The organism is Nonomuraea sp. NPDC004702, from assembly GCF_053601695.1.
In genome coordinates this window covers 151,818-178,240 of sequence record NZ_JBSGCE010000013.1, presented here as the reverse complement: position 1 = coordinate 178,240, position 26,423 = coordinate 151,818, and the positions used below count along the sequence as shown (strand labels likewise).

General features: G+C 74.2%; 24 protein-coding genes. 11 read left to right on the top strand and 13 right to left on the bottom strand.

Translation table 11 applies throughout. From position 1 onward, the window contains the following. Positions 1 to 11: 11 nt before the first annotated feature. Genes ACWEJ6_RS18975 through ACWEJ6_RS18965 form a run of 3 tightly spaced genes read right to left on the bottom strand, consistent with a single transcriptional unit; the run spans position 12 to position 2,426 of the window. On the bottom strand, positions 12 to 389 hold the full coding sequence (locus ACWEJ6_RS18975) for a DUF3037 domain-containing protein (protein ID WP_452425002.1): 378 nt from the start codon (positions 387 to 389) through the stop codon (positions 12 to 14). Continuing rightward, positions 386 to 1,198: a HipA family kinase gene (locus tag ACWEJ6_RS18970; protein WP_452425000.1), complete on the bottom strand. Its 813-nt coding sequence runs from the start codon at positions 1,196 to 1,198 to the stop codon at positions 386 to 388. The genes ACWEJ6_RS18975 and ACWEJ6_RS18970 overlap by 4 nt, the downstream gene beginning before the upstream one ends. A 49-nt stretch (positions 1,199 to 1,247) precedes the next feature. Next, positions 1,248 to 2,426, bottom strand: a complete 1,179-nt coding sequence (locus ACWEJ6_RS18965; RefSeq protein ID WP_452424998.1) for an FAD-dependent oxidoreductase — start codon at positions 2,424 to 2,426, stop codon at positions 1,248 to 1,250. Positions 2,427 to 2,488: 62 nt separating this feature from the next. Here ACWEJ6_RS18965 and ACWEJ6_RS18960 point away from each other — a divergent pair, with 62 nt between their 5' ends. Beyond that, positions 2,489 to 2,944 carry a MarR family winged helix-turn-helix transcriptional regulator gene (locus ACWEJ6_RS18960; protein ID WP_358298608.1) on the top strand — a complete coding sequence of 152 codons (456 nt, stop codon included), beginning with the start codon at positions 2,489 to 2,491 and terminating at the stop codon, positions 2,942 to 2,944. A 175-nt stretch (positions 2,945 to 3,119) separates the two neighbouring features. On the opposite strand, the gene ACWEJ6_RS18955 is transcribed toward ACWEJ6_RS18960, so the two are convergent. Both ACWEJ6_RS18955 and ACWEJ6_RS18950 read right to left on the bottom strand, forming a co-directional pair. Continuing rightward, positions 3,120 to 3,989 (bottom strand): TIGR03619 family F420-dependent LLM class oxidoreductase, encoded by an 870-nt coding sequence (locus ACWEJ6_RS18955; RefSeq protein ID WP_452424996.1) that lies wholly within the window; start codon positions 3,987 to 3,989, stop codon positions 3,120 to 3,122. Further along, positions 3,986 to 5,233: an LLM class flavin-dependent oxidoreductase gene (locus ACWEJ6_RS18950; protein ID WP_452424994.1), complete on the bottom strand. Its 1,248-nt coding sequence runs from the start codon at positions 5,231 to 5,233 to the stop codon at positions 3,986 to 3,988. Before ACWEJ6_RS18950 ends, ACWEJ6_RS18955 begins: the two co-directional genes overlap by 4 nt. A gap of 86 nt (positions 5,234 to 5,319) precedes the next feature. Between ACWEJ6_RS18950 and ACWEJ6_RS18945 the strand changes: the two genes are divergently transcribed. From ACWEJ6_RS18945 to ACWEJ6_RS18935, 3 genes are all read left to right on the top strand, one after another. Next, positions 5,320 to 6,141 (top strand): TIGR03619 family F420-dependent LLM class oxidoreductase, encoded by an 822-nt coding sequence (locus tag ACWEJ6_RS18945; protein ID WP_387681809.1) that lies wholly within the window; start codon positions 5,320 to 5,322, stop codon positions 6,139 to 6,141. 9 nt (positions 6,142 to 6,150) lie between these two features. After that, positions 6,151 to 7,908: a protein kinase domain-containing protein gene (locus tag ACWEJ6_RS18940; protein ID WP_452424991.1), complete on the top strand. Its 1,758-nt coding sequence runs from the start codon at positions 6,151 to 6,153 to the stop codon at positions 7,906 to 7,908. Between the two features lie 108 nt (positions 7,909 to 8,016). Beyond that, complete coding sequence (locus ACWEJ6_RS18935; protein WP_452424989.1) at positions 8,017 to 10,068, top strand: protein kinase domain-containing protein; 2,052 nt, start codon at positions 8,017 to 8,019, stop codon at positions 10,066 to 10,068. A gap of 111 nt (positions 10,069 to 10,179) precedes the next feature. Here ACWEJ6_RS18935 and ACWEJ6_RS18930 read toward each other — a convergent pair whose 3' ends face one another. After that, positions 10,180 to 10,701, bottom strand: coding sequence for a TetR/AcrR family transcriptional regulator (locus tag ACWEJ6_RS18930; RefSeq protein WP_352362996.1), 522 nt, complete (start codon positions 10,699 to 10,701; stop codon positions 10,180 to 10,182). 97 nt (positions 10,702 to 10,798) lie between these two features. Here ACWEJ6_RS18930 and ACWEJ6_RS18925 point away from each other — a divergent pair, with 97 nt between their 5' ends. Beyond that, complete coding sequence (locus ACWEJ6_RS18925; RefSeq protein WP_452424987.1) at positions 10,799 to 13,030, top strand: MMPL family transporter; 2,232 nt, start codon at positions 10,799 to 10,801, stop codon at positions 13,028 to 13,030. Between the two features lie 46 nt (positions 13,031 to 13,076). Here ACWEJ6_RS18925 and ACWEJ6_RS18920 read toward each other — a convergent pair whose 3' ends face one another. Genes ACWEJ6_RS18920 through ACWEJ6_RS18905 form a run of 4 tightly spaced genes read right to left on the bottom strand, consistent with a single transcriptional unit; the run spans position 13,077 to position 15,699 of the window. Continuing rightward, entirely contained in the window at positions 13,077 to 13,388 is a 312-nt protein-coding gene (locus tag ACWEJ6_RS18920) for a hypothetical protein (protein ID WP_387681822.1), read from the bottom strand. A gap of 24 nt (positions 13,389 to 13,412) precedes the next feature. After that, a complete protein-coding gene (locus ACWEJ6_RS18915; protein ID WP_387681825.1) occupies positions 13,413 to 14,078 on the bottom strand; it encodes an ArsR/SmtB family transcription factor in 666 nt (221 codons plus the stop codon). Beyond that, the gene (locus ACWEJ6_RS18910) at positions 14,078 to 14,569 is read right to left on the bottom strand and encodes a cupin domain-containing protein (protein ID WP_358298591.1); all 492 of its coding nucleotides are present in this window, start codon (positions 14,567 to 14,569) and stop codon (positions 14,078 to 14,080) included. The genes ACWEJ6_RS18915 and ACWEJ6_RS18910 overlap by 1 nt, the downstream gene beginning before the upstream one ends. Positions 14,570 to 14,610: 41 nt before the next feature. Then, on the bottom strand, positions 14,611 to 15,699 hold the full coding sequence (locus ACWEJ6_RS18905; protein ID WP_452424984.1) for an alcohol dehydrogenase catalytic domain-containing protein: 1,089 nt from the start codon (positions 15,697 to 15,699) through the stop codon (positions 14,611 to 14,613). A 129-nt stretch (positions 15,700 to 15,828) separates the two neighbouring features. Between ACWEJ6_RS18905 and ACWEJ6_RS18900 the strand changes: the two genes are divergently transcribed. Genes ACWEJ6_RS18900 through ACWEJ6_RS18890 form a run of 3 tightly spaced genes read left to right on the top strand, consistent with a single transcriptional unit; the run spans position 15,829 to position 20,459 of the window. After that, positions 15,829 to 17,061: an ABC transporter substrate-binding protein gene (locus tag ACWEJ6_RS18900; RefSeq protein ID WP_358298587.1), complete on the top strand. Its 1,233-nt coding sequence runs from the start codon at positions 15,829 to 15,831 to the stop codon at positions 17,059 to 17,061. Further along, entirely contained in the window at positions 17,058 to 19,718 is a 2,661-nt protein-coding gene (locus tag ACWEJ6_RS18895) for an ABC transporter permease subunit (RefSeq protein WP_452424981.1), read from the top strand. The genes ACWEJ6_RS18900 and ACWEJ6_RS18895 overlap by 4 nt, the downstream gene beginning before the upstream one ends. Then, positions 19,719 to 20,459 carry an ABC transporter ATP-binding protein gene (locus ACWEJ6_RS18890; RefSeq protein WP_452424979.1) on the top strand — a complete coding sequence of 247 codons (741 nt, stop codon included), beginning with the start codon at positions 19,719 to 19,721 and terminating at the stop codon, positions 20,457 to 20,459. Here ACWEJ6_RS18890 and ACWEJ6_RS18885 read toward each other — a convergent pair. Then, complete coding sequence (locus tag ACWEJ6_RS18885) at positions 20,451 to 21,179, bottom strand: dienelactone hydrolase family protein (protein WP_452424977.1); 729 nt, start codon at positions 21,177 to 21,179, stop codon at positions 20,451 to 20,453. The two genes, ACWEJ6_RS18890 and ACWEJ6_RS18885, sit on opposite strands and share 9 nt — an antisense overlap. A gap of 45 nt (positions 21,180 to 21,224) precedes the next feature. Further along, entirely contained in the window at positions 21,225 to 22,118 is an 894-nt protein-coding gene (locus ACWEJ6_RS18880; protein ID WP_452424975.1) for a LysR family transcriptional regulator, read from the bottom strand. 73 nt (positions 22,119 to 22,191) lie between these two features. On the opposite strand from ACWEJ6_RS18880, the gene ACWEJ6_RS18875 reads away from it, so the two are divergent. Continuing rightward, positions 22,192 to 22,869, top strand: coding sequence for a type 1 glutamine amidotransferase domain-containing protein (locus tag ACWEJ6_RS18875; RefSeq protein ID WP_452424973.1), 678 nt, complete (start codon positions 22,192 to 22,194; stop codon positions 22,867 to 22,869). A 138-nt stretch (positions 22,870 to 23,007) separates the two neighbouring features. After that, positions 23,008 to 23,973 (top strand): alpha/beta hydrolase, encoded by a 966-nt coding sequence (locus ACWEJ6_RS18870; protein ID WP_452424971.1) that lies wholly within the window; start codon positions 23,008 to 23,010, stop codon positions 23,971 to 23,973. On the opposite strand, the gene ACWEJ6_RS18865 is transcribed toward ACWEJ6_RS18870, so the two are convergent. Further along, positions 23,951 to 25,237: a helix-turn-helix domain-containing protein gene (locus tag ACWEJ6_RS18865; RefSeq protein ID WP_452424969.1), complete on the bottom strand. Its 1,287-nt coding sequence runs from the start codon at positions 25,235 to 25,237 to the stop codon at positions 23,951 to 23,953. The two genes, ACWEJ6_RS18870 and ACWEJ6_RS18865, sit on opposite strands and share 23 nt — an antisense overlap. A gap of 66 nt (positions 25,238 to 25,303) precedes the next feature. Between ACWEJ6_RS18865 and ACWEJ6_RS18860 the strand changes: the two genes are divergently transcribed. Then, positions 25,304 to 26,404 (top strand): acyl-CoA dehydrogenase family protein, encoded by a 1,101-nt coding sequence (locus ACWEJ6_RS18860; RefSeq protein WP_452424967.1) that lies wholly within the window; start codon positions 25,304 to 25,306, stop codon positions 26,402 to 26,404. The last annotated feature ends 19 nt before the right edge of the window (positions 26,405 to 26,423 follow it).

Sequence of the window (26,423 nt, the reverse complement as noted above, 5' to 3'; positions counted from 1 at the left end):
GGGTGTGCGGCTCAGAGGCCGACCAGCTTGTCGAAGAGGCGGGCCAGCTCGGTGGCGGGGTCGGCGGTGAGGCCGGCGTGCACCGGGCCGGTCTGGACGATCGTGCTGCGCGGCGCGGTCAGCCAGCGGAACCGGCCGCCCAGCGGCTCGCCCGCGAGGGGGCCCGGCCGGTCGCCGCAGGCCCGCTCGTAGGCGCTGAGCGCGTGGCGCACGCCGTCGAGGTCGGCGCCGGGGTCGAGGGCGCGCAGGCGGGCCGGATCGAGGTGCACGCGCGCGCACAGGTAGTCGCGCGGCTGGCAGTAGAGCAGCACGCCGGCGTTGATCAGCTCGCCGCGCTCGATCTTCGGCATGACGCGGATCACCGCGTACTCGTAGACGTCTCTGGTCACCGGCTGCCTCCCCGCCAGAACTCGCCGACCGAGCCGGGCCCCGCTGCCCTGCGTTCCTTGTCGGGGCCGCGCAGCAGCCATTCGCGCGGGCCGTGCGCCCGGCTCAGCAGATGGTCGATGTAGGCCTCCCGCACGGCCTGGGCTGAGTCGAAGCCCGGCTCGCCGTCGAGCCATTCGTCGGGCACCAGGGCCGTCACCTCGCCGAGCAGCTCGCGGGTGATCCGGCCGGCCAGGTCGTCGCCGGCGGCGAGCACGTCGGGCGCGAACGGCGCGAGCACGTGGTCGCCGGTGTCGAAGGGGCGCTGCGGGTCGGCCGTGCGCCAGCTGTGGTGGAACCACAGAGCCGCGCCGTGGTCGATGAGCCAGGTGTCGCGGTGCCAGACCAGCAGGTTGGGGTTGCGCCAGCTCCGGTCGATGTTGTGGATCAGCCCGTCGAACCAGACGACCCTGGAGGCGAACACCGGGTCGGGGATCCAGCCCAGCGGGTCGAACCCGAGCGCGCCGGGCAGGAAGTCGACCGCCAGGTTGAGGCCGGTGCTGGCCTTGAGGAGGTCCTGGACCTCCTCGTCGGGCTCGCGGACGCCGAGCTGCGGGTCGAGGTCGATGAGCTTGAGCTCGGGGGTGCGCAGCCCCAGCCGGCGGCCCAGCTCGGCGGCGATGATCTCCGCGACGAGCACCCGCCGACCCTGCCCCGCCTCGCGGAACTTCACCACGTACGTGCCGAGGTCGTCGGCCTCGACGACGCCCGGCAGCGACCCGCCCTCCCGCAGCGGGGTCACATATCGGGTGGCTGCGATCTTTTCCAGCACGGGACGAGGCTATCGTCCCGTCGGCCTCCATCCGTAACTCCGGGCCGGTTCAACGCGCCGGTGGCCGGACAGGACGGGCGAAAGGGGCGAACGGCTGCCGCAACGAGGCTTCGACGGCGGTGAACGCGTAGTCGAGCATGGCGTGCTCGTAGGCCGTCTTCGCCTCGGTGAGCGGGCGGCCTGCGGCGGCGGCCGCGGCCAGGCCCGCGCTCAGGGTGTGGGCGTCGCGCAGCGCGACGTTCGCGCCCTCGCCGCGTCCCGGGCTCATGCTGTGCACGGCGTCGCCGAGCAGGGTCACCGCGGGTTCGTCCCAGGGGCGTACGCGCCGGGCCGAGTGGGTGTGCACCAGGAACGTCGCCTCGGGGTCGGCCCGCTCGACGATCCGGCGCACGCCCTCGTGCCAGCCGGCGACCGTGGCGAGGGCGAGCCGGTGCAGGGCGGCGGGGGAGGTGTCGTCCGGCCGGGGGCCGGGGGCGGTCAGCGTCCAGGAGAAGTAGCCGGGGACGTCGGTCAGCTCCACGCCGGGGGCGTGCCGGGCGGCGGCCTCGGCCACCGGCGCGCAGGGGCGGCAGGTGGCGACCGAGATCGCGGTGTGGTCGGGCGCGGTGACCCGGTTGAAGGTGTCGACCAGGTCGGGGGGCGTGGCGGCCAGCAGGTCGGGGGTCAGGGCGGTCCTGCCGTACAGGGCCCAGTCGAGCCGGTCCACGACGGCGTCGGGGAGGAGCTGGGCGCGGACGAGGGAGCCGACGCCGTCCGCCCCGGCGAGCAGGTCGCCGTCGAGGGCGGAGCCGTCGGCGAGGTGGGCGCGGACGCGGCCGCCGGGCAGCGGCTCGTACCGGGTGAACTCGGTGCCGAAACGCACGTCGAGGCCGGACAGCAGGATCTCGCGCAGGGTGAGCCGGTTGACGCCGAAGCCGTCCACGCCGGGGAGCTGGGGCGGGACGTCCTTGGAGAACTTGGGGACCAGCCGGGTGTCCATGAACGTCATGCGGGTGGCCGGGCGGATGGAGGTGGCCACGGCCAGGTCGTACAGGCCGGGGGGCAGGCACGCGCGCAGCGCCGCGGCGCCGGTCTCCTTGAGGCTGATGCGGTAACCCTGGGGGCGGTGGCCGGCCGAGGGGTCGCGCTCCAGGACGGTGGCCTGGAGACCCGCCTTGCGCAGGCCCTGGGCCAGGGATAAGCCGCCGATGCCGCCTCCCGCGACGATGACGTGGGCAGAAGTGTCCATGGATCCGACGATAGACGATAGCTGTCGCGACAGTAAATGCTTGCGCCAGCTATTCTGGTCGCGTGACCGACGATCGTTTGCCGCCGCCGTTCGAACTGGTGCTGGGCGGCGGGTCGCTGCTCGTGCAGGTGGGGCGGGAGCTCAACACCGAGACCGAGCGCCGCCTGGCGCCGCTCGGGCTCACGGCGCAGCAGGCGGCGCTGCTGCTGCACGCGGCGGGCGGGCGCAGCACGCCCGGCGTGTTGAAGGGCCGGCTCGGCACGGACACGGCCGGGATGACCCGGCTGCTGGACCGGCTGGAGGCCAAGGGGCTGCTGCGGCGGGTCCGGCGGCCCGAGGACCGGCGCTCGGTCGTCATCGAGCTGACGGACGAGGGGCACGCGCTGGTGCCGCGCCTGCCGCCGATCTTCGGCGGGGTCAGCCGCCAGGTCTTCTCGGGCTTCTCCGGGGAGGAGATCGAGCAGGTCACGGGCATGCTCCGGCGGATCATGGCCAACCTGGCGGAAGGGGGATCGTGACCGGGACGCGCGCGTGCCGCGCTCCCGGCCAGGATCGTCGGAGGTTCCGGGTTCCGGGTTCCGGGTTCCGGAGTTCTGGGGTTCTGGGGTTCCGGTTTCTGGGGTTCCGGTTTCTGGAGGCCCGGGGCCCGGGGTCCGGTGGGCTGGTTTCTGGGGGGCCGGGCGGGGCGCGGGGTCAGAGCTTGGCGATGACCTCCTCGGCGAAGCGCTCCATCGTGGCGATCTTGAGTTCGAGGCTGTCCTCGCCGTACCGGGCCTTCTCCTCGGGGGTGGCCAGCCACCAGGGGGCGGCCATGGTGGCGGTCACGCCCTTGGCGGCGAAGCGGCGGTAGGTCTCGGCGTCCGGCAGCACGGCCAGCGGGGCGACGATGTCGAACGGGTCCGTCCTGCCGTTCTCGTCGAGGTGCCGGCGGAGGGTGTCGAGCACCGGGTCGAGCTGCTCCTCGGTGTAGATGCGGTTGCCCAGCCAGCCGTCGCCGAGGCGGGCGGCCCGGCGCAGCGCCGCCTCGCTGTCGCCGCCCACGTAGACGGGCACGGGCCCGGCCGGCGTGGGGGAGATCGACAGCGGCGGCAGGCCGTCCAGTTCGACGGTCTCGCCGGACCACAGGGCGCGCAGCGTGGGCAGCATCCGGTCGAGGCGGCGGCCCCGGGTGTGGAAGTCCTGGCCGGTGCCGGCGAACTCCTCCTCGCACCACCCCACCCCGACCCCGAACGTCACCCGTTCCCGCGACAGCACCGCCGCCGTGGAGACCAGCTTGGCCACGGTGAACAGGTCGCGGGCCGGAGCGATGTAGACGTTCGGCGAGAAGCGCAGCGTCGTGGTCGCCGTGGCCATCGCGCCGATCGTCACCCACACGTCGGGCCAGTGCGTCTCGGCGTTCCACCGGGGCGCGCCCGACCGCGAGTACGGGTACCGCGAGGCGAAGTCGGCGTAGAACAGGTGGTCCGACAGCGTGAAGGTGTCGAAGCCGCAGCGCTCGGCCGCCCGCGCCAGCTCCACGAACTGGTCGGTCGGGACGAACGAGGCCCCCAGCCACATCTTCATCGGAACTCCGGCGCGACCTTGGTGGCGAACATCTCCAGGTTCCGCTTGACCGTGTCCAGCGGGAGCACGCCCTGCTGCCCCTGCATGTACAGGCCGAACCACTCCAGGTCCGGCATGCGGTCGAGCATGCGCTGGATGCCGCGCTTGATGTCGTCCGGCGTGCCGAACAGGGCCATCTCCACGTCGTTCATGCGCTTGGCGTCGCCCTTCTCGGGGGAGATCGGCTTGTGCTTCTCGTCCTCCTTCTTGCGCAGCACCTCCAGGTAGCCGAAGGGGCCGAAGAAGGCGGCGAAGTCCTTGGGGATGCTGCGGCCGAAGGTGTTGATCGCCTCCTCGGTGGTGTCCGCGATGCCGACGATCTTCAGGATGCCGGTGTGCTCGCCCAGCTTGTAGTGGCGGCCCTGCCGGGCCGACTCCTCCTGGTAGAGCTTGGCCTTGGCGGCGTGGTCGTCGGGGTTGGGGGTGAACATCCACGGCAGGATGTCCTCCTGCGCGGCCCTGATCACCGACCGGTCGGAGATCGTGAACGGCTGCCACAACTCCGGATGCGGGTTCTGGTACGGCCGGGGGCAGACCGAGACGGCCTGGATCTTCCCGTCGTCGGAGACCTCGCCGGGCGCCCCGAACGTCTTGGTCCATTCCATCGCGGGCCAGCCCTCGATACCGTCGAAGGGGTATGGCACCTCGTAGTCCAGCACGTCGGACTTGTAGCGGAGGGTCTCCTGCGTCCAGGCCATCTTCATGATCTTCAGCACCTCGCCGAAGACGTCGAAGTTCCGCGTGTCCGAGGCCGAGCCGTCGGAGCGGGCGGCGGCGGCGTGCCAGCGCTGGCCGAGGACGTTCATCCAGCGATTCTGGTAACCCCGGGCCACGCCGAGCCGCAGGCGGCCCTTGCTGAACTGGTCGAGCAGCGCCACGTCCTCGGCGGCCCTGATCGGGTCCCAGGCGGGCAGCACCATGCCGAGCGGGGCGAGCAGGATGCGCTCGGTCCGTGCGGCGAGGTCGGTGAGGAACATCAGCGGATTGACCGAGAACTCCATCCCCTCGGAGTGGAAGTGGTGCTCGGTCATCATCAGCGCGTCGAACCCGATCTGGTCGGCGTGGACGGCTATCTCCCGCACCTCGTGCAGCAGCCGCTGATACGACTCTGTGTCGCGTCCGATGGGACGCCGTGCCTTGGCGTTCTCCTCGGCCGCGTATCCAGAGCCTGGAATCTGCGGATTCAGGAAGATAGAGAACTTCACCGGGAACCTCTTTCCGCGGACGTCGCCTTGCAAGCTACCCTGGAAATCTTAGCCGAGCAATCGCTTGGTTGACATGAGGAGGCCGTATGAGGCTGGGTGTCACGATGTTCGCCACGGATCTGGCCATGCCGGTCCAGGACCTCGCGGCCGCGGCCGAGGAGCGCGGGTTCTACTCGCTCTACCTGCCCGAGCACACCCACATCCCGGTCAGCCGCCGCACGCCGCCCGCCGGCGGCCAGGCCGAGCTGCCCGAGGAGTACAAGCGCACCCTGGACCCGCTGGTCGCGCTCTCCTTCGCCGCCGCCGCGACCCGGCGGCTGCGCGTCGGCACCGGCATCCTGCTCGCCGCCCAGCGCGACCCGATCGTGACCGCCAAGGCCCTGGCCACGCTCGACCACCTGTCCGGCGGGCGCGTGGTGGTCGGCGTCGGGTTCGGCTGGAACGTCGAGGAGATCGAGAACCACGGCGTGCCGTACGGGCGGCGGCGCGAGGTCGCCCGGCGCAACGTGCTGGCCATGCGGGCCTTCTGGCGGGACGAGGTGGCCGCCGTCGAAGGGCTCGAACCGTCCTGGTCGTGGCCCAAGCCCGCGCACGACCTGCCCGTCTACCTCGGCGGGGCCGCCGGGCCGAAGCTGTTCGCGCACATCGCCGAGTACGGCGACGGCTGGATGCCCATCGGCGGCAAGGGCGTCAAGGACGCCCTGCCCGCGCTGCGCGAGGCGTGCGAGAAGGCCGGGCGGCCGATGGCCAGGGTGATCCCGTTCGGGACGTTGCCCACCAGGGAGAAGCTGGACTACTTCGCCGGGCTCGGCATCGAGGAGGCCGTGGCCACCCTGCCGAGCGGCCCGGCGGACGTCGTGCTGCGCGCCCTCGACGGCTACGCCGCGCTGCTGCAGGCGGTGTCATAATGACGCCCTATGTCCGAGCTGCGTGCTGATGATCCCCGACAGCTGGGGGAGTACCGGATTTCGCGCAGGCTCGGGCAGGGCGGCCAGGGCGTCGTCTTCCTCGGTCACTCGGCGGACGGGGGGCAGGTCGCGATCAAGCTGCTGCACGCGAGCGTGTCCAAGGACGCCGACGTGCGGCGCAGGTTCCTCGGCGAGGTGGAGGCGGTGCGCCGGGTCGCGGCCTTCTGCACCGCCCAGCTCCTCGACGCCGACCTCGACGGCGACCGGCCCTACCTGGTCAGCGAGTACGTCGAAGGGCCCTCGCTGGGCGAGCACGTGATGGCCGGTGGGCCGCGGCGCGGCGGCTCGCTCGACCGGCTGGCCATCGGCACCGCCACCGCCCTGGGGGCGATCCACCGGGCGGGGGTCGTCCACCGGGACCTGAAGCCGGGCAACGTGCTGCTCAGCCTCGACGGGCCGCGAGTGATCGACTTCGGGGTGTCCCGGCTGATGGACGCCGCCGCCACCACGACCAGGTCGCCCATCGGCACGCCGGCCTACCTGTCGCCCGAGCGCATCAGCGGGGAGCCGGCGGGGCCGCCCGCGGACATGTGGGCGTGGGGGCTGACCGTGGCGTACACGGCCGGGGGGCGGCACGCGTACATGGCGGACACCTACCAGGAGGTCCTGGCCCGGATCCTGTACGGCAAGCCGGATCTGCGCGGGTTGTCGGGGCGGCTGCGGGAGATCGTGGAGGCGTGCCTGGCCCACGACCCGCGCGACCGTCCGGACGCCGAGGAGACGTTGCGCGCGCTGCTCGGCCAGGACGGCGGAACGGGCGACGTCCTGCCCTCCGGCGCCCAAGCCGCGGCCCCGGCCCCGCCGCCCTCCTTCCCGCATACCACCCCCACCCTCGACAGAACCCCCACCACCGCGCCCCGCCCCTCTCCGGAGGACGTGCCCGCTACAGTCCCCTGGCCCTCTCCCGGGGGATCCCGCGCGCCCCGCCCCTCTCCGGAAGCGACGCCCCCCACAACCCCCTGGCCCTCCCCCGAAAGGCCCTCCGCCCACGCGCCCCGGAGAGCGCCCACCGCACCTCTCGAAGGGACGCCCGCCGTCGCGGCCTCACCCCCCGTAGGGACGCCTGCCGCCGCGATCGGGGGAGCGGCCTCCCCTCCTCCTGTAGGGACGCCTGCCGTCGCGATCGGAGGAGCGGCCTCTCCTCCCCCCGTAGGGACACCCGCCGGTGCGGCCGGGGGACCCTCCTTCACTCCCCCCGAAGGGACGCCTGCCGGTGCGGGGCGGAGGTCGTGGCGGAGGTGGCAGGTGGTCGTGGCGGTGGCCGGGGTCGCGATGGGGGTCGCCGGTCTCGTGTTCTGGTTGCGCGCGTCCCAAGGACCCGGCCTGGACGGCCCCGGGAAGGGGACGGCCCAGCACAACCCCACCCCCACCACCGGGAAAACGGACGCGACGCGCGCCACCCTGGACGGCACCTGGACGGGATCGGCCGAGCACCCCACGGCCGGCCGGGTCTTCCCGGTCGAGCTGCGCCTGCGCGCCGACGGCGCATCCACCATGCGCTGGGGCGCCGACCTGCACTGTTCCGGCCGGCTCACCCCCACCAGGAGCGCCGTCGTGTTCGCCCTCGGCCAGGTCAAGGGCCAGGCGTGCCACGCCGGGACGGTCCGCATCGTCCCCTCGGACGACCCCAACCGGTTCCAGGTCAAGGTGACCCGGTCCGACACCGGCGCCGTCATGTACTCGGGCCGGCTCTCCCGCGCCTCCTGACCGGCTGTGTCACGGTCAGGCGGCGATTGCCGTGCACACTGTTGACTGAACGCCGCCCGTTGCCTTCAGTGGAGAGCAAGAAGGGGTGGCGGCGAGGGGAGGCGCCCCGTGCCGACGGCGCAGCCGCTGAGAACGGGGGACCCGCACAGACTCGGCGAGTACGAGCTCGCCGGGCGGCTGGGTGAAGGCGGACAGGGCGCGGTGTTCCTCGGTTCGCGAAGCGGCGAGAGGTACGCGGTCAAGCTGCTGCACGGGCCCGTGGGGGACGAGCAAGGGGCGTTCCTGCGGGAGGTGGAGCTGGCCAAGCATGTGGCGAGGTTCTGCACGGCCCAGGTGATCGACGCCGGGTTCGACGAGGGCCGGCCGTACATCGTGAGCGAGTACGTCGACGGGCCCTCGCTGCACCGGGAGGTCTCGCTGACCGGGCCGCGGCACGGCGGCGCGCTGGAGCGGCTGGCGGTCGGCACCGCGACCGCGCTGGCCGCGATCCACCGGGCGGGCATCGTGCACCGGGACTTCAAGCCGCAGAACGTGCTGCTCGGGCCCGACGGGCCGCGGGTGATCGACTTCGGCCTGGCCAGGGCGCTGGACGCGGCGGCCACGGTGACGAACAGGGGCGTGGGCACGCCGGCGTACATGGCTCCCGAGCAGATCACCGCCTCCGCCGTGACCGGGGCGGCCGACGTCTTCTCCTGGGGCGCGACGATGTGCTTCGCGGCCAACGCGAGCGCGCCGTTCGGGCAGGACTCGGTGGCGCCGGTGCTGCACCGCATCCTGACCGCCCCGCCCGAGCTGGGCCGGCTGGACGGGCGGCTGCGGGTGCTGGTCGCCGCCTGCCTGGACAAGGACGTCAGGAACCGGCCCTCCAGCAGGGAACTGCTGCTCGCGCTGCTCGGCGAGCCCGACGCGCCGGACTCCGGGTACGGCGACGTGCCGCTGGTCCCCGGGCAACGTCCGCCGGTGCCGCTGGCCGAGCCCGAGGTCACCGGCGTGGCCGGCGCCTACCACCTGCGCTCGCGGACGGGCGCCGGCCCGGAACCTCCCACGTCCACCGGCCCGACGACCCCGCCGGGCCCGACGACGCCGGTCGATGCGCCCCCACGAGGCCCGAGGACGCCGGACGAGGCCCGCCCGCCGGACGGTCCGAGGACGCCGGACGGCCTGCGGACGCGGGCCGGGACGGGCGGGCCGGACCGGCAGGGCCGGGGACGCGGGGCCGGGTGGGTGCAGGCGGTCGTGGCGGTGTGCGCGGCGCTGCTGGTGACCGCGGTCGTCCTCACCGTGATCGTGCCCGCGCTCAACGGCCACCGCTCCGGCCAGGCGCCCGTGCTGCCGCCGAACCCGCCCACCCCGGCGGGTTCGGCGCACGCCTCCTCGCGTCCGGGCGGGAAGCTGGCGGAGCGGCAGCGCGTTCCCACCGTCGCGCCCGCCGTCGAGCCCACCGGCGAACCCACGGGCGAACCGACCGGTGAGCCGACAGCCGGGCGGCCGGTGACGGTCGTGGTCCCGCCGCTGACCGGCCTGGGCCGGGCCGACGCGGTCAAGGCGCTCAAGCAGGCCGGGCTGACCGTCGGCGACGTCACCAGAACCGACTCGCCGCGGGAGATCGGCCGGGTGCTGGGCAGCCGTCCGGCGGCCGGCACGGTGGTGGGCCGGGGCGGCGCGGTCGCGCTGGAGGTGTCGGCGGGGGTGCCGGTGCCGTCCGTGATCGGACGGCAGCGCAAGGCGGCCGAGGCGGCGCTCACCGCCGCCGGGCTCGCGGCGGGAACGGTCACCCGGGCCTGCTCCGACCAGCCGGACGGCCAGGTCCTCGCGACGCGGCCGGAGGCCGGCGCGCGCCTGCCGGGCGGCGCGACGGTGGCGCTCACGGTGGCCCGCCAGGGTGTGGAGGTGCCGTCGGTGGTGGGGCGGTCCCGCGCCGACGGCCGGGCCGACCTGGTCGCGGCCGGCTTCACGGTACGGTCCCGCGCCCAGGTCGTGGACGACGACGCCAAGGCGGACACCGTCCTGAGCCAGAGCCTGACCCCGGGCACCTGTGCCGAGCCCGGCGATGTGGTGGTGATCACGGTCGGCGTCGCCGGCCAGTCCGGCGGCCCCGGCCCCGAGGAGCCCACGCAGACCCCGACCGGCCCCGCCACCGACCCCTCGACCGGCCTGTAGCCGCCGCCGGCGCGCCCGCAAGCGGCGGGAAGGCGTGGAGAAGCGGCGGGGAATCGGGGGAGAGGTGGTGGGGAAGCGGCACGGAAGTGGCGGGAGGCGGTGGGGAAGCCGTCAGAAGGCCAGCGCGGACTCCAGCATGACAGCCGTGACCTGGTCCTCCGGCAGGTCCATGGTCTTGACCACGCCCCACTGCAGCGCCCCGAGCAGCGCCCAGCACCTGACCCTGGCCTCGGGACCCGGGTTCTCGCCGGCGAGCTTGGCGAAGATCTCGTCCCTGAACGTGCCGACGACCGCGCGCTCGGAGCCGGGCGGCTGGCTGTCGTCGGCCGCCAGGTCCTCCATGAACAGGCGGATCACCGCGCGGTGCCGCACCGCGAAGACGGCCAGGGCCTCGACGAACGCCTTGCGGTCGGGGTGCTCGGTGTCGAGCAGCGTGATCATCTCGGCCGCGGCGGGGGAGAGCAGCTCGGAGGCCAGCCGGTCCTTGGGGTGGAAGTGGTAGGCGACGGCGGTCTTGGTCAGCCCGACCGCGGCGGCGATGTCGGCCAGCGAGGTGCCCGCGTAGCCGCGCTCGGCGAACAGCTCGCGCGCGGCCGCCAGGATCCGGGAGCGGGTGTCGTCGGGTGTGGTCATCGTCTCATTTCCCACGGGATCCGGAATTTCCACTGTCCTCCGTTTTATCGTAGTCCTGTACGACCGTACAGGACGGCCGTCGGGCAGGGGCGAGACGATGACGCGGTTTCTTGGTCGGCTGGGTGGCTGGTGCGCGCGGCACGGGCGGATCGTGCTGGCTTTATGGGTGGTCCTGGCCGCGGGCCTGATGGGCGCGAGCCTCGCGCTCGGCAGCCCGGTCAGCAACGACGCCTCCATCCCGGGCACCGACGCGCAGCGCGCGCACGACCTGATGAAGGAGGGCTTCGGCCCCGGCTACGCCACCGGCGGAACCGTGCAACTCCTCCTGTACTCCGCGGACGGGAAGCTCACCGACGAACCGCACAAGCAGGCCGTCGAGCGCTCGGTGGCCGCGATGCGCACGATGCCGCACGTCGTCCAGGTGGACACGCCCTACCGGATGGGCGGCATCGCCTCGAACCTGCAGATCGGCGTGATCACCGTCAAGATGCAGGGCAACGACCCCGACAAGGTGGGCGAGGACACCCAGGCCCTGTCCGACGCCGCGGCCCCGGCCAGGGGCGCCGGGCTGGAAGTGGTGCCCGCCGCCGACTCCAACCCGGCTAGCAAGGAGATCAAGACCGGGCCGAGCGAGATCATCGGCGTGGTCTGCGCGCTGCTCGTGCTGGTCTTCGCGTTCGGGACGCTGGTCGCCGCGATGGTGCCGATCTTCGCCGCGCTGGTCAGCGTCGCGACCGGGCTCGGCGTGATCGGCCTGCTCGGCTACGTCGTGGACATGCCCAAGCAGGCCGGGATCATGTCCACGATGATCGGGCTCGGCGTCGGCATCGACTACGCGCTGTTCCTGCTGTCGCGCCACCGCAAGCTGCTGGCCGACGGCGTGCCGGTCGTGGAGTCCGTGCGCCGGACGGTTTCCAGCTCGGGCGGGGCCGTCGTGTTCGCCGGCGGCACGGTGATCATCGCGTTGAGCGCGCTGATGCTGGCCGGGTTCCCGCTGCTGAGCACGCTCGGCTGGGTGACCGGCATCTCCGTCGTCTTCGCCGTGCTGACCTCGGTCACCCTCGTGCCCGCCCTGCTCGGGCTGCTCGGCCACCGCGTCAACGCGCTCAAGGTGCCGCTGGTGCGCGGGCGGTCGTCCACCCGCGGCGGGGGCGCCGGCTGGGCCGGGCTCGGCGCGTGGGTGGCGCGCCGGCCGTGGCGGGTGCTGATCGGCAGCGTCCTCGTGCTCGGCGCGCTGGCCGCGCCCGCGCTCGCGCTGCAGCTGGGGCCCCTGGACGAGGGCTACGCGGCCAAGGACTCGGCCGGGCGGCGCGCGTACGAGCTGATGGCCACGGCCTTCGGGCCCGGCAGCAACGGCCCGCTGATCGTGGTCGCCGAGCTGCCGGAGAAGGTCTCCGGGGCCGGGGACGCCACCGTGAAGCGGCTCGCCGACGAGGTCGCCCGCGTCGACGGGGTCGCCCACGTGTCGGACCCGAAGGTCAACGCCTCCGGCCGCTCGGTGCTGCTCCAGACGATCAGCGACTACGCGCCGAGCGACCCGAAGGCCGCCGAGGTGGTCAGGGAGGTCAGGGCCATCTCGCTCCCGGGCGTCCAGGTGCACGTCGGCGGCAAGGTGGCCGGGCTGACCGACGCCGGGGACCGCATGAACGAGCGCACCCCGCTGGTCATCGGCGTGGTCGTCCTGCTCAGCGCGCTGCTCCTGCTGTTCGCCTTCCGCGCGCCCGTCGTCGCGGTCAAGGCCGCCGTGATGAACCTGGTGTCGCTGGGGGCCGCGTTCGGGGCGCTGGCGCTGGTGTTCTCGATCGGCCTCGGCAGCGGCCTGGTCGGCATGGACGCCCCGATGGACGCCTCCTACCTCCAGACGCTGTTCTTCTCCGTGCCGATCGAGAGCTACGTGCCGCTGATGCTGTTCGCGGTGCTGTTCGGCCTGTCGATGGACTACGAGGTGTTCCTGCTGACGGCGGTGCGCCAGGCCCACGCCCGGCACGGCGACAACAGCCGGGCGGTGGCCGAGGGCCTCGGCTCGACCGGCCGGGTCATCACCTCGGCGGCCCTGATCATGGTGGCGGTGTTCGTGGCGTTCATCGCCTACCCGGACGCGATGGTCAAGACGTTCGGCGTCGGGCTGGCCGTGGCCATCGCGGTGGACGCGACCGTCATCCGCGGCTTCCTCGTGCCGGCCACGATGGTCCTGCTCGGCCGGGCGAACTGGTGGTGCCCGCGCTGGCTGGACCGGCTGCTGCCGAACCTGTCGGTCGAGGGCCACGAGGAGGACGAGCCGGAGCCGCGCCGCGAGCGCGCGCAGGAGCCGGTGGGCGCCGGGCGCTGACCCCGCCGGCGACCGGAAAGCCGGGGGCGTCGAGGTGGCAGGCCGGTCAGTCGGGGTCGTCGAGGTGGCAGGCCGGCACCCACCCGACGACGCCGGTGGCCGCGTCGGCGCCGTGGTGCCACAGGGTGCTGTCGAAGGCGTCGTCGCAGCGGAACAGCTCGTGCTCCTCCGACCGGTCGGAGTCGAAGCCGTCGCCGGGACGGCCCACGCCGAGCTGGGCCGCGCCGCCCTTCGGCTCGCTCCAGATGACCACCTCGCGGCTGCGGAAGTCGTAGCGGTAGCGGGCCTGCGCGGGGCCGGCGCCGCCCACGGTCACGACCGCGAGCAGACCGGCCGCGACGGCTCCTCTGGCGAGCATGCGGACCTCCCTCACTGTGGGCGATTACCCGCTCACAGTACGCTCCCGCACGACCTCGTGCCCGGCACGCCGCCAGCCGATCAGGCCGCCGTCCAGCGGGCGGGCGTCGAGACCGCGCTCGCGCAGCAGGCGGGCGGCCTGCGGGGAGAGCACGCAGTACGGCCCGCCGCAGTAGGCCACGACCCGGGCGTCCGCGGGCAGCTCCGCCAGGCGGCCCGCCAGGTCGTCAAGGGGCACCGAGATCGCGCCCGGCACGTGCCCCTTGGCGTAGGCGGCGGCCGGCCGGACGTCGACGACCACCGTGCCGGGATCGGCCAGCCTGGCGGCCAGCTCGTCGGCCGTGACGCCGGACAGGTCGCCCAGGTGCTCCCGCACCGCCTCGCGCAGGCCGGACAGCCGGTCGTGGGCGAAACGCTGGAGGTCGCCCAGGAAGCGCGAGACCTGCTCGTCGGCCAGCCGGTAGCGGACCCGCGTGCCGTCCCGGCGGCTGGTCACCAGGTGGGCCGCGTGCAGGTGCTGGAGCTGGGCCGAGGTGTTCTTGAGCGGCACGCCGGCCGCCCGCGCCAGCTCCTCGACCGTGCGCTCGCCCTGGTCGAGCACGTCGAGCAGGCGCAGCCGCACCGGGCTGGCCAGCGCCTTGCCGACGCGGGCCAGCTGCCGGTAGACGGGCTCCTCGGGGAAATCCGCCATCAGACCGCGTACTGGTCGTGGCGCAGCCAGAGTTCGGTCCACTCCTCGGGGGTGAGCTCGCGGCCGCTGTGGGTGATCTCGGCCAGCTCCTCGAAGTACGCCTCGCGCGGCGCGCCCGGCGTGAAGAGCACCAGCATCGAAGCCGGCTCGCCCGAGGCGTTGCGGAAGGCGTGCACGCCGCCCTCGGGCACGTGCAGGAAGTCGCCGGGGCGGCCGTCGGCCCACTTGTCGCCGTCGTAGAGCTGGACGGTTCCGGTCAGCACGTAGAACGACTCGGTGATGGTGCGGTGGAAGTGCGGGGACGCGCCGCCGGGACGCGGGCCCATCTCCCAGCGGTAAAGGCCGTAGGCGCCGTTCGTCGAGCCGCCCGTGCCCAGGTAGTGGACGCGGGTGCCGGTCGCCATCGACAGGTCGGGGCCGTTGTCCGCCGGGCGCAGGGTGGCGCTGATCTCGCCGGTCTCGCCGAGGTAGCGCTGCTGGGGGTACGACATGGGACAACCTCCACTATTCCAAAGAAAATGAGAATAGCGCCTCAGAACGTGATGACCGTGCGGGCGACCGTCCCCTGGCGGACGTGGGCGACGGCCTCGTTGATCTGGTCGAGGGGGAGGCGTTCGGTGATCAGGCCGTCGAGGTCGAGGCGGCCGCGGAGGTACTGGGCGGCCAGCATGGGCAGGTCGCGGTGCGGCGCGGCGTCGCCGCCCTGGGTGCCCATGAGGCGGCGGGAGGAGAACAGCAGGCCGGTGTCCAGCGCCATGGGGTGGCCCTGGGGCGGGCTGCCGACCATGACCGTGGTCCCGCCCGGCTGGGTGGCGGCGAAGGCGTCCGCCAGCACGCCGGGGACGCCGGTCGCGTCGAAGGCGTAGTCGACGCCGCCGCGGACCAGCGCGCTCACCTGGCGGGGCAGGTCGCCGGCGGTGAGCAGGTGGGTGGCCCCGAAGCGCTCGGCCAGCTTGAGCTTCCCCTCGGCCACGTCCGCGGCGATGATCGTGGTGGCGCCGGCGAGCACCGCGCCCTGGATGACGTTGAGCCCCACGCCGCCGCAGCCGACCACCAGGACCGAGGCGCCCGGCGGCACCTCGGCCACGTTCAGGACGGCGCCCACGCCGGTGACCACGCCGCAGGCCAGCAGGCACATGGCGGCGAAGGGCGCGTCCTGGGCGATCTTGACGCACATGGCCTCGGCGACCACCGCGTACTCGGCGAACGAGCCGATGCCGATGAAGCGGCGGGTCTCCCGGCCGTCGAGGGTGACCCTGGGCGGGCCGCCCATGATGGTCGGCAGCCGCTGCGGGCCCGAGCACAGGTGGAAGCGGCCGGAGCCGCAGTGGCGGCAGCGCCCGCAGGGGCCGCTCATGGCGATGATGACGTGGTCGTCCGGCCTGACGGAGGTGACGCCCGCGCCGACGCTCTCCACCACGCCCGCGCTCTCGTGCCCCAGGATGAACGGCGGCGCGCCCACTACCGGGCTCTTGCCGTCGATGGCCTTGAGGTCGGAGCCGCACACGCCCGAGGCCCTGATCCGGACGCGCACCTCGCCGGGGCCGGGGTCGTCTATCTCGACGTCGCGGATCTCCATGGGGGCGTGGAACCCGGTCAGCACGGCCGCGCGCATCAGCATGGGCCCACGCTAGCCCGGCGCGCCGTCTGCGAGCAAGCGGTTGCTCGGTAGGCCGTTGACACCCCCTTCCGGCAAATCTACGCTCAGCGAAACCAAGCGAGCGCTAGGCCGAGTCGCGAGGAGAACAACATGGTACGGCGGGGCGCGGCGGCGCTCACCCTGACGCTGCTCGTCGCCGGCTGCGCGGCCCAGCAGACCGGCGCGGCCCAGTCGGGCGCGGGAGTGACGGACACCACGATCAAGATCGGCGGCGTGCTGACCAAGACCAGCGCGAGCGGCTACTCGACCAGGGACGCGGAGATCGGGGCGAAGGCCAGGTTCGCCCGCGCCAACGCCGAGGGCGGCGTGCACGGCCGGAAGATCGACTTCATCGGCGCCGAGGACGACGCCCAGGACGCGGCCAAGGGCGACGCGGCGGCCAAGAAACTCGTCCAGAAGGACCAGGTGTTCGCCCTGGTCCCGGTGCACGCCCCGAACTTCGGCGGCGCGGCCTTCCTCGAACAGCAGGGCGTCCCCTGGTTCGGCTGGGCCACCGGGCCGCAGTGGTGCGGCACCAGGACCGGGTTCGGCTACAACGGCTGCCTGGCCCCCAAACAGGGCGCCGGCTCCCAGACGTGGTGGGGCAGGCAGATGGCCGACCTGCTCGGCGGCGCCGCCGGCAAGAGCGTCTACGTGCAGACCAGCGACTCCAGCGGCAGCAAGTACGGCGGCACGACCATCTCCCAGTCGTTCACCGCGGCCGGGTTCGAGCTGGCCGGCGTGAACTCCGGCCTGCCGGCCGCCGCCCCGCCCCCCGACTGGCTCCCGTACGTCAACAAGATCATGACCTCGGACGGCGGCAAGGCCCCCGACGTCGTCGTCTCGGTGATCGCCGGCACCAAGTTCAACGTCGGGCTCTACGCGGCGCTCAAGCGGGCCGGGTACAAGGGCGTGCTCACCGACGCCACCAGCTACGACCTGGCCATCCTCAAGGACCCGGCCGGCGCGCAGGCGCTCGACGGCGTGATCGCCGCGCCCATGTTCGAGCCGTTCGAGTCGCCGGCGCCCGAGATCGCCCAGCTCAAGAAGGACGTCGAGCAGGTCGCCCCCGGCACCGCGCTCACCCAGCACCTGGCGATCGGCTACTGGGCCGCCGACATCTTCCTCGACGTCCTCAAGCGCACCGGCAAGGACCTGACCAGGGAGAAGTTCCTGGCCACCGCCAACGGCGACTACGTCTACGAGAACCCCGGGTTCGGCCGCATCCGCTACCCGCGCGACCACAGCGAGCCGAACGGCTGCGGCGCCCTGGTCAAACTGGAGGGCGGGGCCTTCCAGGTGGCCAGGAGGATGGCCTGCTTCGACAACGTGCCGCTGAAATGATCCTCCAGTACGTGCTCAGCGGCCTGGTCACCGGGGCCGTCTTCGCGATCATGGGCTCCGGCCTGACCTTGTCGTACGCGGCGACCGGGGTGTTCAACTTCGCCCACGGCGCCGTCGGCTTCCTGGCCGCCCTGGTGTTCTACGAGCTCACCGCCGCCGCCGGGCTGCCCGCCTGGCTGTCGGCGGTGGTGGCGGCCGGGCTGTTCGCGCCCGCGCTCGGCTACCTGCTGCACCGGGCCATGTTCCGCGGGCTCGCCCAGGCGGGGGAGACCGCGCAGATCGTCGCCACCATCGGGCTCACGATCGCGCTGCCCGCGCTCGGCCTGCTGGCCGTGGAGCTGGCCGGGCTGCCCGCCACGGACGCCACCTCGCTGCCGCGCGGTGTCGGACCCCATCCGGCCGTGTCGCTCGACCCGCTCGGCGTGCGGCTGGACACCGACCAGCTCATCACCTTCGCCTTCTCGGCCGTCGCGGCGGCGGGGTTGTGGGCGTTCCTGCGGCACACGCCGTACGGGCTGCGCATGCGCGCCTCCGTGGACCGCCGCCGCCTGGCCACGCTGCGGGGCATCGACGCCGACGCCACCTCGGCGCTGGCCTGGATGCTCGGGTCGGGGCTCGCCGGGCTGGCCGGGGTGCTGGCGGCACCGGTGCTCGGGCTGGACGCGACGGCGTACACGGTGCTGCTGTTCGCCTCGGCGACGGCGGCGGTGTTCGGGCGGCTGCGCTCGATTCCCTGGACGTTCGCCGCCGGGCTCGCGCTCGGCGTCGTGCAGAACCTGGTCGCCGGGTACACCGACTTCCTGGAGGAGGTCACCGGGCTGCGCACGGCCGTGCCGGTGATCCTGCTGTTCGCCGGGCTGCTGCTGCTGAACCGGTCGCGGGAGCGGGTGGCGGGCAGCGCCGCCGAGGACGTCCCGCCGCCCGACCACCTGGCCGGGGTGCCGGCCTGGCGCAGGCGGCTGCCGTGGGCGGCGGGCCTGGCCGCGCTGGCGGTCTTCGCCCTGCTCGGGCCGGAGTACTACGTGGGCGTCGCGGCCCAGGGGCTGGTGCTGGCGCTGATCTTCTGCTCGTTCGTGGTGGTGACCGGGATCGGCGGCATGGTGAACCTGGCGCAGGCCGCCTTCGCCGCCATGGCGGCGCTGACCTGCGGGTGGGCGTTCGCCTCCGGGCTGCCGTTCGTCGTGGCGATCCTGCTCGGGGTGGCCGCCGCGGGGGCCGTCGGGCTGGTCGTGGCGCTGCCCGCGCTGCGGCTGGGCGGGCGGGTGCTGACGCTGGCCACGCTGGCCCTGGCGCTGCTGGCCGACCAGGTGCTGTTCCAGGTGGACGCCTTCAGCAACGGGACCATCGGATGGGCGCTGCCGGCGCTCGGGCTCGGCTTCGCCGACACCTCCGACCCGCGGGTGCGGGTGGCCGTGCTGCTGGCGCTGATCGGGCTGGTGGCGCTGCTGGTGCGCAACCTGGAGCGGTCGGCGTCGGGGCGGGCCGTCCTCGCCGTGCGGTCGGCGCCCGCGGCGGCCGTCACCTCCGGGCTGTCCGCGCCGCGGGCCAAGATCGTGCTGTTCGTGCTGGCGTCGGCGATCGCCGGGCTCGGCGGGGTGCTGTTCGCGATCTCCAAGGGGTCGGTCACGGCCACCGACCTGCCGGCGTTCGCCGGGTTCGTCTGGCTGGCGGTGGTGGTGCTGCAGGGCGTGCGCAGGATCGGCGGGGCGGTGCTCGGCGGGCTGGTCGCGGTGGCCGTGCCCGAACTGCTGGCGACCTGGGACGTGTCCGCGCACGTCGGGTCGATCCTGTTCGGCGCGGGCGGCATGATCCTGGCCCGGCATCCGGACGGCGTGCTCACCCAGCTCGCCGAGGCCCGCCATCGCCGCCGCGCCCGCCGCCTCCCCGCCGCTGCTGCCATCGCTCCTTCCACCGCTTCCTCCACCGCTTCTTCCGGCACGCCTGCCGCGCCTCCGGCCGGGCGTGGCGGGTCCGGCGGGTCGCTGTTCGTGCTGGAGGACGTCGTGGCGGGCTACGCCGACTGCACCGTGCTGCGCGGGGTGCGGCTGGAGGTGCGGCCCGGCGAGGTGGTGGCGCTGCTCGGCGCGAACGGCGCGGGCAAGTCCACCGCGTGCGCCGTCGCCGCCGGGGACCTGCCGGTGACCGGCGGCCGGATCCTGCTCGACGGCGTGGACGTCACCGCCTGGCCGGCGCACCGGCGGGCGCGCGCCGGCGTCCTGCTGGCCCCCGAAGGGCGGGGCGTCTTCCCCGGGCTCACCGTGGAGGAGAACCTGCGCACCTGGCTGGACGATCCGGAGCCGGTCTACCGGCGCCTGCCGCAGCTCGCGGCCCGCCGTACGGTGGCCGCGGGCGCGCTGTCGGGCGGCGAGCAGCAGCTCCTCACGCTGGCCCCGGCCCTGGTGCGCCCGCCGCGGGTGCTGATCGCCGACGAGCCCTCGCTCGGCCTGGCCCCGCTCGTGGTGCGGCAGGTGTTCGACGTCTTCGCCGAGCTGCGCGACCGGGGCGTGGCGCTGCTGCTGGTCGAGGAGAAGGCGACCGAGGCGCTGGCCGTCGCCGACCGGGTCGCGTTCATGCGGCTGGGCGCCGTCACCTGGACGGGCCCCCGCTCGGAGGTGGACGGCGACCGGCTGACCGCCGCCTACCTGGGGGTGAGGTGAATGCTGGCGGTGCAGGGCGTGTCCGTGGCCTTCGGCGGCGTCAGGGCGCTGGACGGCGTCTCGTTCGAGGCCGGGCCCGGCCAGGTCTGCGGGGTCATCGGGCCGAACGGCGCGGGCAAGACCACGCTGTTCGACGTGGTGTCCGGGCTGCGCAGGCCGGTCGCGGGCCGGGTCACGCTGGACGGGCGCGACCTGACCGGCGTGTCCGCGCTCCGGCGGGCCAGGGCCGGCGTGCGCAGGACGTTCCAGCGCACGCAGGTGTTCGGCCGGCTCACCGTGGCCCAGAACGTGCTGGCCGCGCTCGACTGGCACGGCGGTGGCGGCGGACTGGCCGCCGACCTGGCCGGGTGGCCGAGCCGGCGGCGGATCGAGCGCGAGCGCGGCGCGCGCGTGGCCGAGGTGCTCGACCTGTGCGGGCTCACCCCGCTGCGCGACGCGTACGCCGCCGCGCTGCCGGTCGGGCAGCGCCGGATGGTGGAGCTGGCCCGTGCCCTCGCGGACCGTCCGCGGCTCCTGCTGCTGGACGAGCCGACCTCCGGCCTGGACGCCGCCCAGACCGCCCGGCTGGGCGAGGTCGTCAGGGCTCTGGACACCACCGTGCTGCTGGTCGAGCACGACATGGGCTTCGTCATGGAGATCTGCGACCGGATCGTCGTCCTGGACCTGGGCAGGGTCATCGCGGCCGGGACGCCGGCGCGGGTCAGGGACGATCCGGTGGTGCGGGCCGCGTACCTAGGCTGAGTGCCGTTCGGTGAAGGACAGGATGCGGCGCCAGGCGTCCTGGCAGATGTGCTCCCACTCCTTGAACGAGCGGTCGAAGAAGGAGTGGGGCGCGCCCTCGTAGACGTGGGTCTCGTGCTCGGTGCCCACCCGGTCCAGCGCCGCGGTGTAGGCGTCGAACTCTTCCGGGCTCGACACCTTGTCCGCGCCGCCCCTGAGCAGCAGCAGCGGCGCGCCGGGGCCGGTCGTCGGCTCGTCGATGAAGCGCAGCGCGCCGTAGAAGCCGATGCTCCCGGCCAGGCCGTTGCCCTCCGCTCCCTGACGCCACGACAGGGCGCCGCCCATGCAGAAGCCGACCGTGAACACCGGGCCGCCGGCGGCCAGCTCGGCGGTCGCCGCCGCCGCGTCGGCCTGCACCTGGTCGAGCTTGAGCTGGTCGACGTGGGGCATGTAGTCGAAGTCGTCGCCCCGGTCGTCGGTCCCGGCGGTGCGGCCGAAGTAGTCGATCGCGATCGTGCGGAACCCGGCCTCGGCGAAGCGCACCGCGAGGTCGCGGTAGAACGGGTGCAGGCCGCGCACGTCCGGCATGATCACCACGCCGCGGCCGTTCGGCTCGGCCGGGTCGGCCCGGTAGGCCATGAAGCGGGTGCCGTCGGCGGAGGTCAGCGTGATCTGCTCGTGCGCCGCCACCCCGCCCCGGATCGGCGGGGCGGGCGGCCGGCTGTCGGTGGAATGACACATGTGCCCAGCATGCCCAAGGTGATCGCCCGTCATCCACCTTCGTCCTCAGTACGGCGGCGCCGCCCGGAACGCCGCCAGCAGGTGGGCCCGCACCCGCCCCACGGCCGGCCTGGCCGGCGCCCCCGACCGTACGGCCAGGTAGCCGGTGTTGATCGGCGGCTCCGCCGGCTCGGCCAGCACGACCAGCGTGCCCTCGGCCAGGTCGCGCCGGCACAGGTACGCGGGCAGGACGGAGACGCCCATGCCGGCCCGCACCGCGCTCAGCACGCCGCGCAGGTCCGGGATGACGACCTGCGCGGCCATCGACGGCCGCCGCCCGAAGACGGCCCGCCAGTAACGGCGCACGATGGGCAGGTCCTCGGCGTAGGCCACCACGGGCACCGCGGCCAGCTCCTTGGGCCCGACCCGGCCGGGCGGCAGCGCGCGGGCCACGGACGGCGCCGCCACCAGGACGAACTCCTCGTCGTAGACCGGGTCCGCCTGGACGCCGCGCACCCGGGGCCGGATCGTGGACAGCACCAGGTCGAGCCGTCCGGCGGCGAGGTCGGCCAGCAGGTCGTCGGCCAGGCCGAGGGTGGTGCGCAGGCGCAGCCCGTCGCGGACGAGCGGGGCGAGCATCGGCATGACCTCCTCGCACAGGAACTCGGCCGGGCCGCCCAGGTGCACGGCCTCGTCCGAGGGCAGCTCCGAGCCGGCCACCTCCTCCAGCGCGTCGAGGGCCGGGGCCACCCGGCGGGCCAGCTCGTCGGCGGCGGGGGTGGGCGCGACACCGCGCGGCAGCCGGTCGAACAGCGGCCGGTCGAGCGTCGCCTCCAGCGTCTTGACCTGGGCGGTCACCGCGGGTTGCGAGAGGCCGAGCGTCTGCGCGGCGGCGGTGATGGAGCCGGTCCTGTGGACGGCGAGGAAGGTCCGCAGCAGGTCCAGCGAGAGAGACGACATATCAGCATTCTGATGCCACGACCGACATTTCGCTATTTGTGGCTGATGGGCCTTCCTGGCCATGCTCGAAGGCATGAGCAAGCGCATCCTGATCGTGTTGACCAGCCACGACGACCTCGGCGGCGTGGAGCGTACCGGATACTACGTGCCCGAGGCGGCCCATCCCTGGCAGATCTTCACCAAGGCCGGCTTCGAGGTGGACGTCGCCAGCATCGCCGGCGGCCGCCCGCCGCGCGACGGCCACGACCCGGACGACCCGGCGCAGGCCGCCTTCCTCGCCACCGGCCTGGACGAGGACACCGCCCCCCTCTCCGGCGTGGACGCCTCGGCCTACGACGCCGTCCTGTACGCCGGCGGCCACGGCACCATGTGGGACTTCCCCGCCGGCCCCGACGTGGCCCGGGTCGGCCGCGAGGTCTACGAGCGCGGCGGCGTGGTCGCGGCGGTCTGCCACGGCCCGGCCGCGCTGGTCGGCCTGACCCTGTCCGACGGCTCCCACCTGGTGGACGGACGGCGGGTGGCCGCCTTCACCAACAGCGAGGAGACCGCGCGGGGCGTGGCGGGGGTGGTGCCGTTCCTGCTGGCCGACGCGCTGACCGAGCGCGGCGCCCGGCACGAGCCCGCCCCCGACTGGCAGCCGCAGGTCGTCGTGGACGGCCGGCTGGTCACCGGCCAGAACCCGGCCAGCGCCGCGCCCCTGGCCGAACAGGTCGTCACCCTGCTGAGCCGACCCCGGCTGACCCCCCGCTGACCCCGGCCGACCCCGGCCGAGGTCGCCGGACGGCGGGCGGGGCGCGCGCAACGGCAGCCGGATGGCGGTTGCCGCGCCGGCGCGCGAGATCCGACCATCGAGGGGTACGGCAAGCCCCCTCCGTGGAAGGAAGTCCTCATGGCGTTCCACCCCAACCTCGATCCGGACCTGCGTGCCGCCCTGGAGAACGCGCCCTTCCCGGCGTTCGACGTGACGGCGCTCGACGCGGAGGAGCTGGCCGGGCACCGGGCCCAGATCCACGCGATGCTGGCCGCGATGCCACCCGCCGAGACCGAGGTGCGGATCGAGGACCGCCGCGTCCCCGGCCCCGACGGCGAACCGGACATCCGGGTCCGCGTCTACCGCCCCGCGCAGGACGGCGCCGGCCGGCCCGGCCTCTACTGGATCCACGGCGGCGGCATGATCGTCGGCATGCCCGAGGTGGACGAGGCCACGATGATCGAGTACGTCGAGCGGCTCGGCGTCGTCGTGGTCTCCGTGGACTACCGTCTCGCGCCCGAGCACCCGCACCCGGCGCCGGTCGAGGACTGCTACGCGGGGCTGGTGTGGACCGCCAAGAACGCCGAGGAGCTGGGCATCGACCCCGCCCGGCTGGCCGTCGGCGGGGCCAGCGCGGGTGGGGGGCTGGCCGCCGGGACCGTGCTGCTCGCCCGCGACCGGGGCGGCCCCGAGGTGGTCCTCCAGCTGCTGATCTGCCCGATGCTCGACGACCGCAACACCACACCGTCGAGCCTGGAGTTCACCGAGGCCGTGGTCTGGGACCGGGCCGCGAACCTGTACGGCTGGTCCGCCCTGCTCGGCGACCGGGCGGGCGGCCCGGACGTCCCGCCGTACGCGGCGCCGGCGCGGGCCGAGGACCTGTCGGGGCTGCCGCCCGCGTTCGTCGACGTGGGCGAGCTGGAGGTGTTCAGGGACGAGGACATCGACTACGCCCAGCGGCTCGCGCGGGCCGGGGTGTCCACCGAGTTCCACCTCTACCCGGGGGCGTTCCACGGGTTCGACGTCATGGTGCCCGACACCCCGCTGAGCAGGCGGGCGCGGGAGACCCGGCTGGCCGCGCTCAGGCGGGCGTACCGCCTGTAGCGGCGGCGGCGTCGGCGTTCGCGGCGGTGGTGGCGTCGGCCGTGGTGGTGTTCGCGGTGGTGGCGTTCGCGAGGAGGCGCAGCAGGGCCAGGGCGAGGTGGGCGCGCAGGCGTCCGGCCGGGTCGGCGAGGGAGAAGCCCAGCGCCGACTCCGCCCGCGCGATGCGGGCGGCCATCGAGCTGTGGTGCAGGTGCGCCCCGGTGGCGGCGGCGCGGACCGATCCGGCCGAGCACAGCGCGCGCACCGCGAGCAGGTGGTCCTCGCTCAGCCGCGCCATCGCCCGCACGTCGGCCAGCTCCGCGACGGCCGGGCCGGGCAGGTCGGCGAACAGCGCGAGCGCGCCGAGATCGGTCCAGCGCACCACCCGGTCGTGCGGGCCGGTGAAGCGCAGCGCCGTGCGGGCCTTGGCCCACGACTCGGCGGCGTGCGACCCGGGCAGCTCGGGGCCGATGCCCACGCGGGCGCCCTCGGGCAGCTCGCCCTCGACGGTGGTGGCCACCAGCGCGGCCTGGGTGTCGCCGATCCTGGCCGTACGCACGCGGTGCCCCATCGCCCGCAACCCGGCCGCAAACGGGTCGCCGGGGAGGGGAAACGCCGTGGTCTGGAGCGGGTCGCCGGGGAGGGGGGACGCGGTGGCCTGGAGCGGGTCGCGGGGGAGGGGGGACGCGGTGGCCTGGAGCGGGTCGCTGGGGAGGGGGGACGCCGTGGTCCGGAGCGGGTTGCTGGGGAGGGCGAAGGCCAGGGCCTGGAGTGGGGTGGATGGTGCGAAGCCGAGCAGGCGGAGCGCCCGCGCGCGTTCCGCCTCGCCGGTCTCGGCCGACAGCACCAGCTCGACCAGCGCCGGGTCCCGGCCCTCGCGGGCCTGCGCGGCGGCGCGTTCCAGGGTCAGCTCGGCGGCGGCGGCGAACCGTTCGAGCACGATGTCGTCGAGGTCGTGCGGGGCGCCCTCGCGTTCCATCCACACGCTGCCCAGGCCGCCGCTCAGCTCCCTCGCCCGCGCCCCCTCCTGGGGCCCTGCCCCGGCCCGCTTCCCCGCGCCTGGCGTCTGCGCGTCGGCGGCCCGGCCGTCCGGGCCCGTCCGGAGGCGCCGGCCGGCGGTGGCGTCGTGCAGGCCGACCGGACATCGCGCCAGCCGCGCGGTCGCCGCGAGCAGCACCGGCACGGTGACGTGGTCGCGCACCAGCGAGTCGAAGTAGGCGATGACCCGCACCGCGCTCTCGGCGTCGGTGTCGAGCGTGGAAAGCCGGAGCAGAAGACCCTGCACGACGTCCACACTAGGCCGACGGACGGCGGCCTGGCCAGCGGACCAAGCGTGCGCTAGTTTGGTTTCGTGGATCTCGACTTCTCCCCGGCCGAGCTGGACTTCCGCGCCGAGGTTCGCGACTGGCTGGCCGCCCACGTGCCCGAACGGCTCCCGCCGATGGACACCGCCGAAGGCTTTCGGGCCCACCGTGCCTGGGAGGCGCTGCTGGCCGGTGAGCGGCTGTCGGTCGTCTCCTGGCCGCGCGAGTACGGCGGCCGGGCCGCGTCCCTGATCGAGTGGCTGATCTTCGAGGAGGAGTACTGGGCCGCCGGCGCCCCCGCCCGGGTCAGCCAGAACGGCATCTTCCTCCTGGCCCCCAGCCTCATGCGCTTCGGCACCCCCGAGCAGCGGCGACGCTGGCTGCCCCGGATGGCGACGGCCGAGGACGTGTGGGCGCAGGCCTGGTCCGAGCCCGAGGCCGGCAGCGACCTCGCCGCGCTCACCGCCCGCGCCGAACGCGCCGACGGCGGCTGGCTCCTGTACGGGCACAAGACCTGGAGCTCCCGGGCCGCCCACGCCTCCCACGGCTTCGGCCTCTTCCGCACCTCCGGCGCGCGGCACAAGGGCCTGACGTACTTCCTGTTCCCCCTGGACGACGTCGCCGTCCGGCCGATCGCGCAGCTCGACGGCCTGCCCGGGTTCGCCGAGCTGCACTTCGACGGGGTGTTCGCGCCCGACTCCATGGTGCTCGGCGAGCCGGGCGACGGCTGGCGGATCGCGATGTCCACCACCTCCTCCGAACGCGGCCTGACCCTGCGCAGCCCCGGCCGCTTCCTCGCCACCGCCGACCGCCTCCTCGACCTGGCCCTGGACGCCGACCCCGCCCTCGCCGACCGGGCCGCGCGCTGCTGGACGGCGGCCGAGGCGTACCGGCTGCACACCTTCGCCACCGCCCGCCGGATCATGGCCGGGGCCGAGATCGGGGCGGCGGCCAGCATGGGCAAGGTCTTCTGGTCGGAGCTGGACCTGCGCATGCACGAGCTGGCCATGGAACTGCTCGGCGACCGCGCCGGCGGGACGGCCTGGCTGGACGGCTTCCTGTTCTCGCTGGCCGGGCCCATCTACGCGGGCACCAACGAGATCCAGCGCAACATCATCGCCGAGCGTGTCCTGGGCCTGCCCCGATGACCCTTCTGGAGTCGCCCTC

Excerpts from the sequence above, each read along its gene's own strand:
- ACWEJ6_RS18965 (WP_452424998.1), bottom strand. The coding sequence starts at position 2,426 with ATGGACACTTCTGCCCACGTCATCGTCGCGGGAGGCGGCATCGGCGGC.
- ACWEJ6_RS18955 (WP_452424996.1), bottom strand. The coding sequence starts at position 3,989 with ATGAAGATGTGGCTGGGGGCCTCGTTCGTCCCGACCGACCAGTTCGTG.
- ACWEJ6_RS18945 (WP_387681809.1), top strand. The coding sequence starts at position 5,320 with ATGAGGCTGGGTGTCACGATGTTCGCCACGGATCTGGCCATGCCGGTC.
- ACWEJ6_RS18940 (WP_452424991.1), top strand. The coding sequence starts at position 6,151 with ATGTCCGAGCTGCGTGCTGATGATCCCCGACAGCTGGGGGAGTACCGG.
- ACWEJ6_RS18930 (WP_352362996.1), bottom strand. The coding sequence starts at position 10,701 with ATGACCACACCCGACGACACCCGCTCCCGGATCCTGGCGGCCGCGCGC.
- ACWEJ6_RS18925 (WP_452424987.1), top strand. The coding sequence starts at position 10,799 with ATGACGCGGTTTCTTGGTCGGCTGGGTGGCTGGTGCGCGCGGCACGGG.
- ACWEJ6_RS18920 (WP_387681822.1), bottom strand. The coding sequence starts at position 13,388 with ATGCTCGCCAGAGGAGCCGTCGCGGCCGGTCTGCTCGCGGTCGTGACC.
- ACWEJ6_RS18915 (WP_387681825.1), bottom strand. The coding sequence starts at position 14,078 with ATGGCGGATTTCCCCGAGGAGCCCGTCTACCGGCAGCTGGCCCGCGTC.
- ACWEJ6_RS18910 (WP_358298591.1), bottom strand. The coding sequence starts at position 14,569 with ATGTCGTACCCCCAGCAGCGCTACCTCGGCGAGACCGGCGAGATCAGC.
- ACWEJ6_RS18905 (WP_452424984.1), bottom strand. The coding sequence starts at position 15,699 with ATGCTGATGCGCGCGGCCGTGCTGACCGGGTTCCACGCCCCCATGGAG.
- ACWEJ6_RS18900 (WP_358298587.1), top strand. The coding sequence starts at position 15,829 with ATGGTACGGCGGGGCGCGGCGGCGCTCACCCTGACGCTGCTCGTCGCC.
- ACWEJ6_RS18895 (WP_452424981.1), top strand. The coding sequence starts at position 17,058 with ATGATCCTCCAGTACGTGCTCAGCGGCCTGGTCACCGGGGCCGTCTTC.
- ACWEJ6_RS18890 (WP_452424979.1), top strand. The coding sequence starts at position 19,719 with ATGCTGGCGGTGCAGGGCGTGTCCGTGGCCTTCGGCGGCGTCAGGGCG.
- ACWEJ6_RS18885 (WP_452424977.1), bottom strand. The coding sequence starts at position 21,179 with ATGTGTCATTCCACCGACAGCCGGCCGCCCGCCCCGCCGATCCGGGGC.
- ACWEJ6_RS18880 (WP_452424975.1), bottom strand. The coding sequence starts at position 22,118 with ATGTCGTCTCTCTCGCTGGACCTGCTGCGGACCTTCCTCGCCGTCCAC.
- ACWEJ6_RS18875 (WP_452424973.1), top strand. The coding sequence starts at position 22,192 with ATGAGCAAGCGCATCCTGATCGTGTTGACCAGCCACGACGACCTCGGC.
- ACWEJ6_RS18870 (WP_452424971.1), top strand. The coding sequence starts at position 23,008 with ATGGCGTTCCACCCCAACCTCGATCCGGACCTGCGTGCCGCCCTGGAG.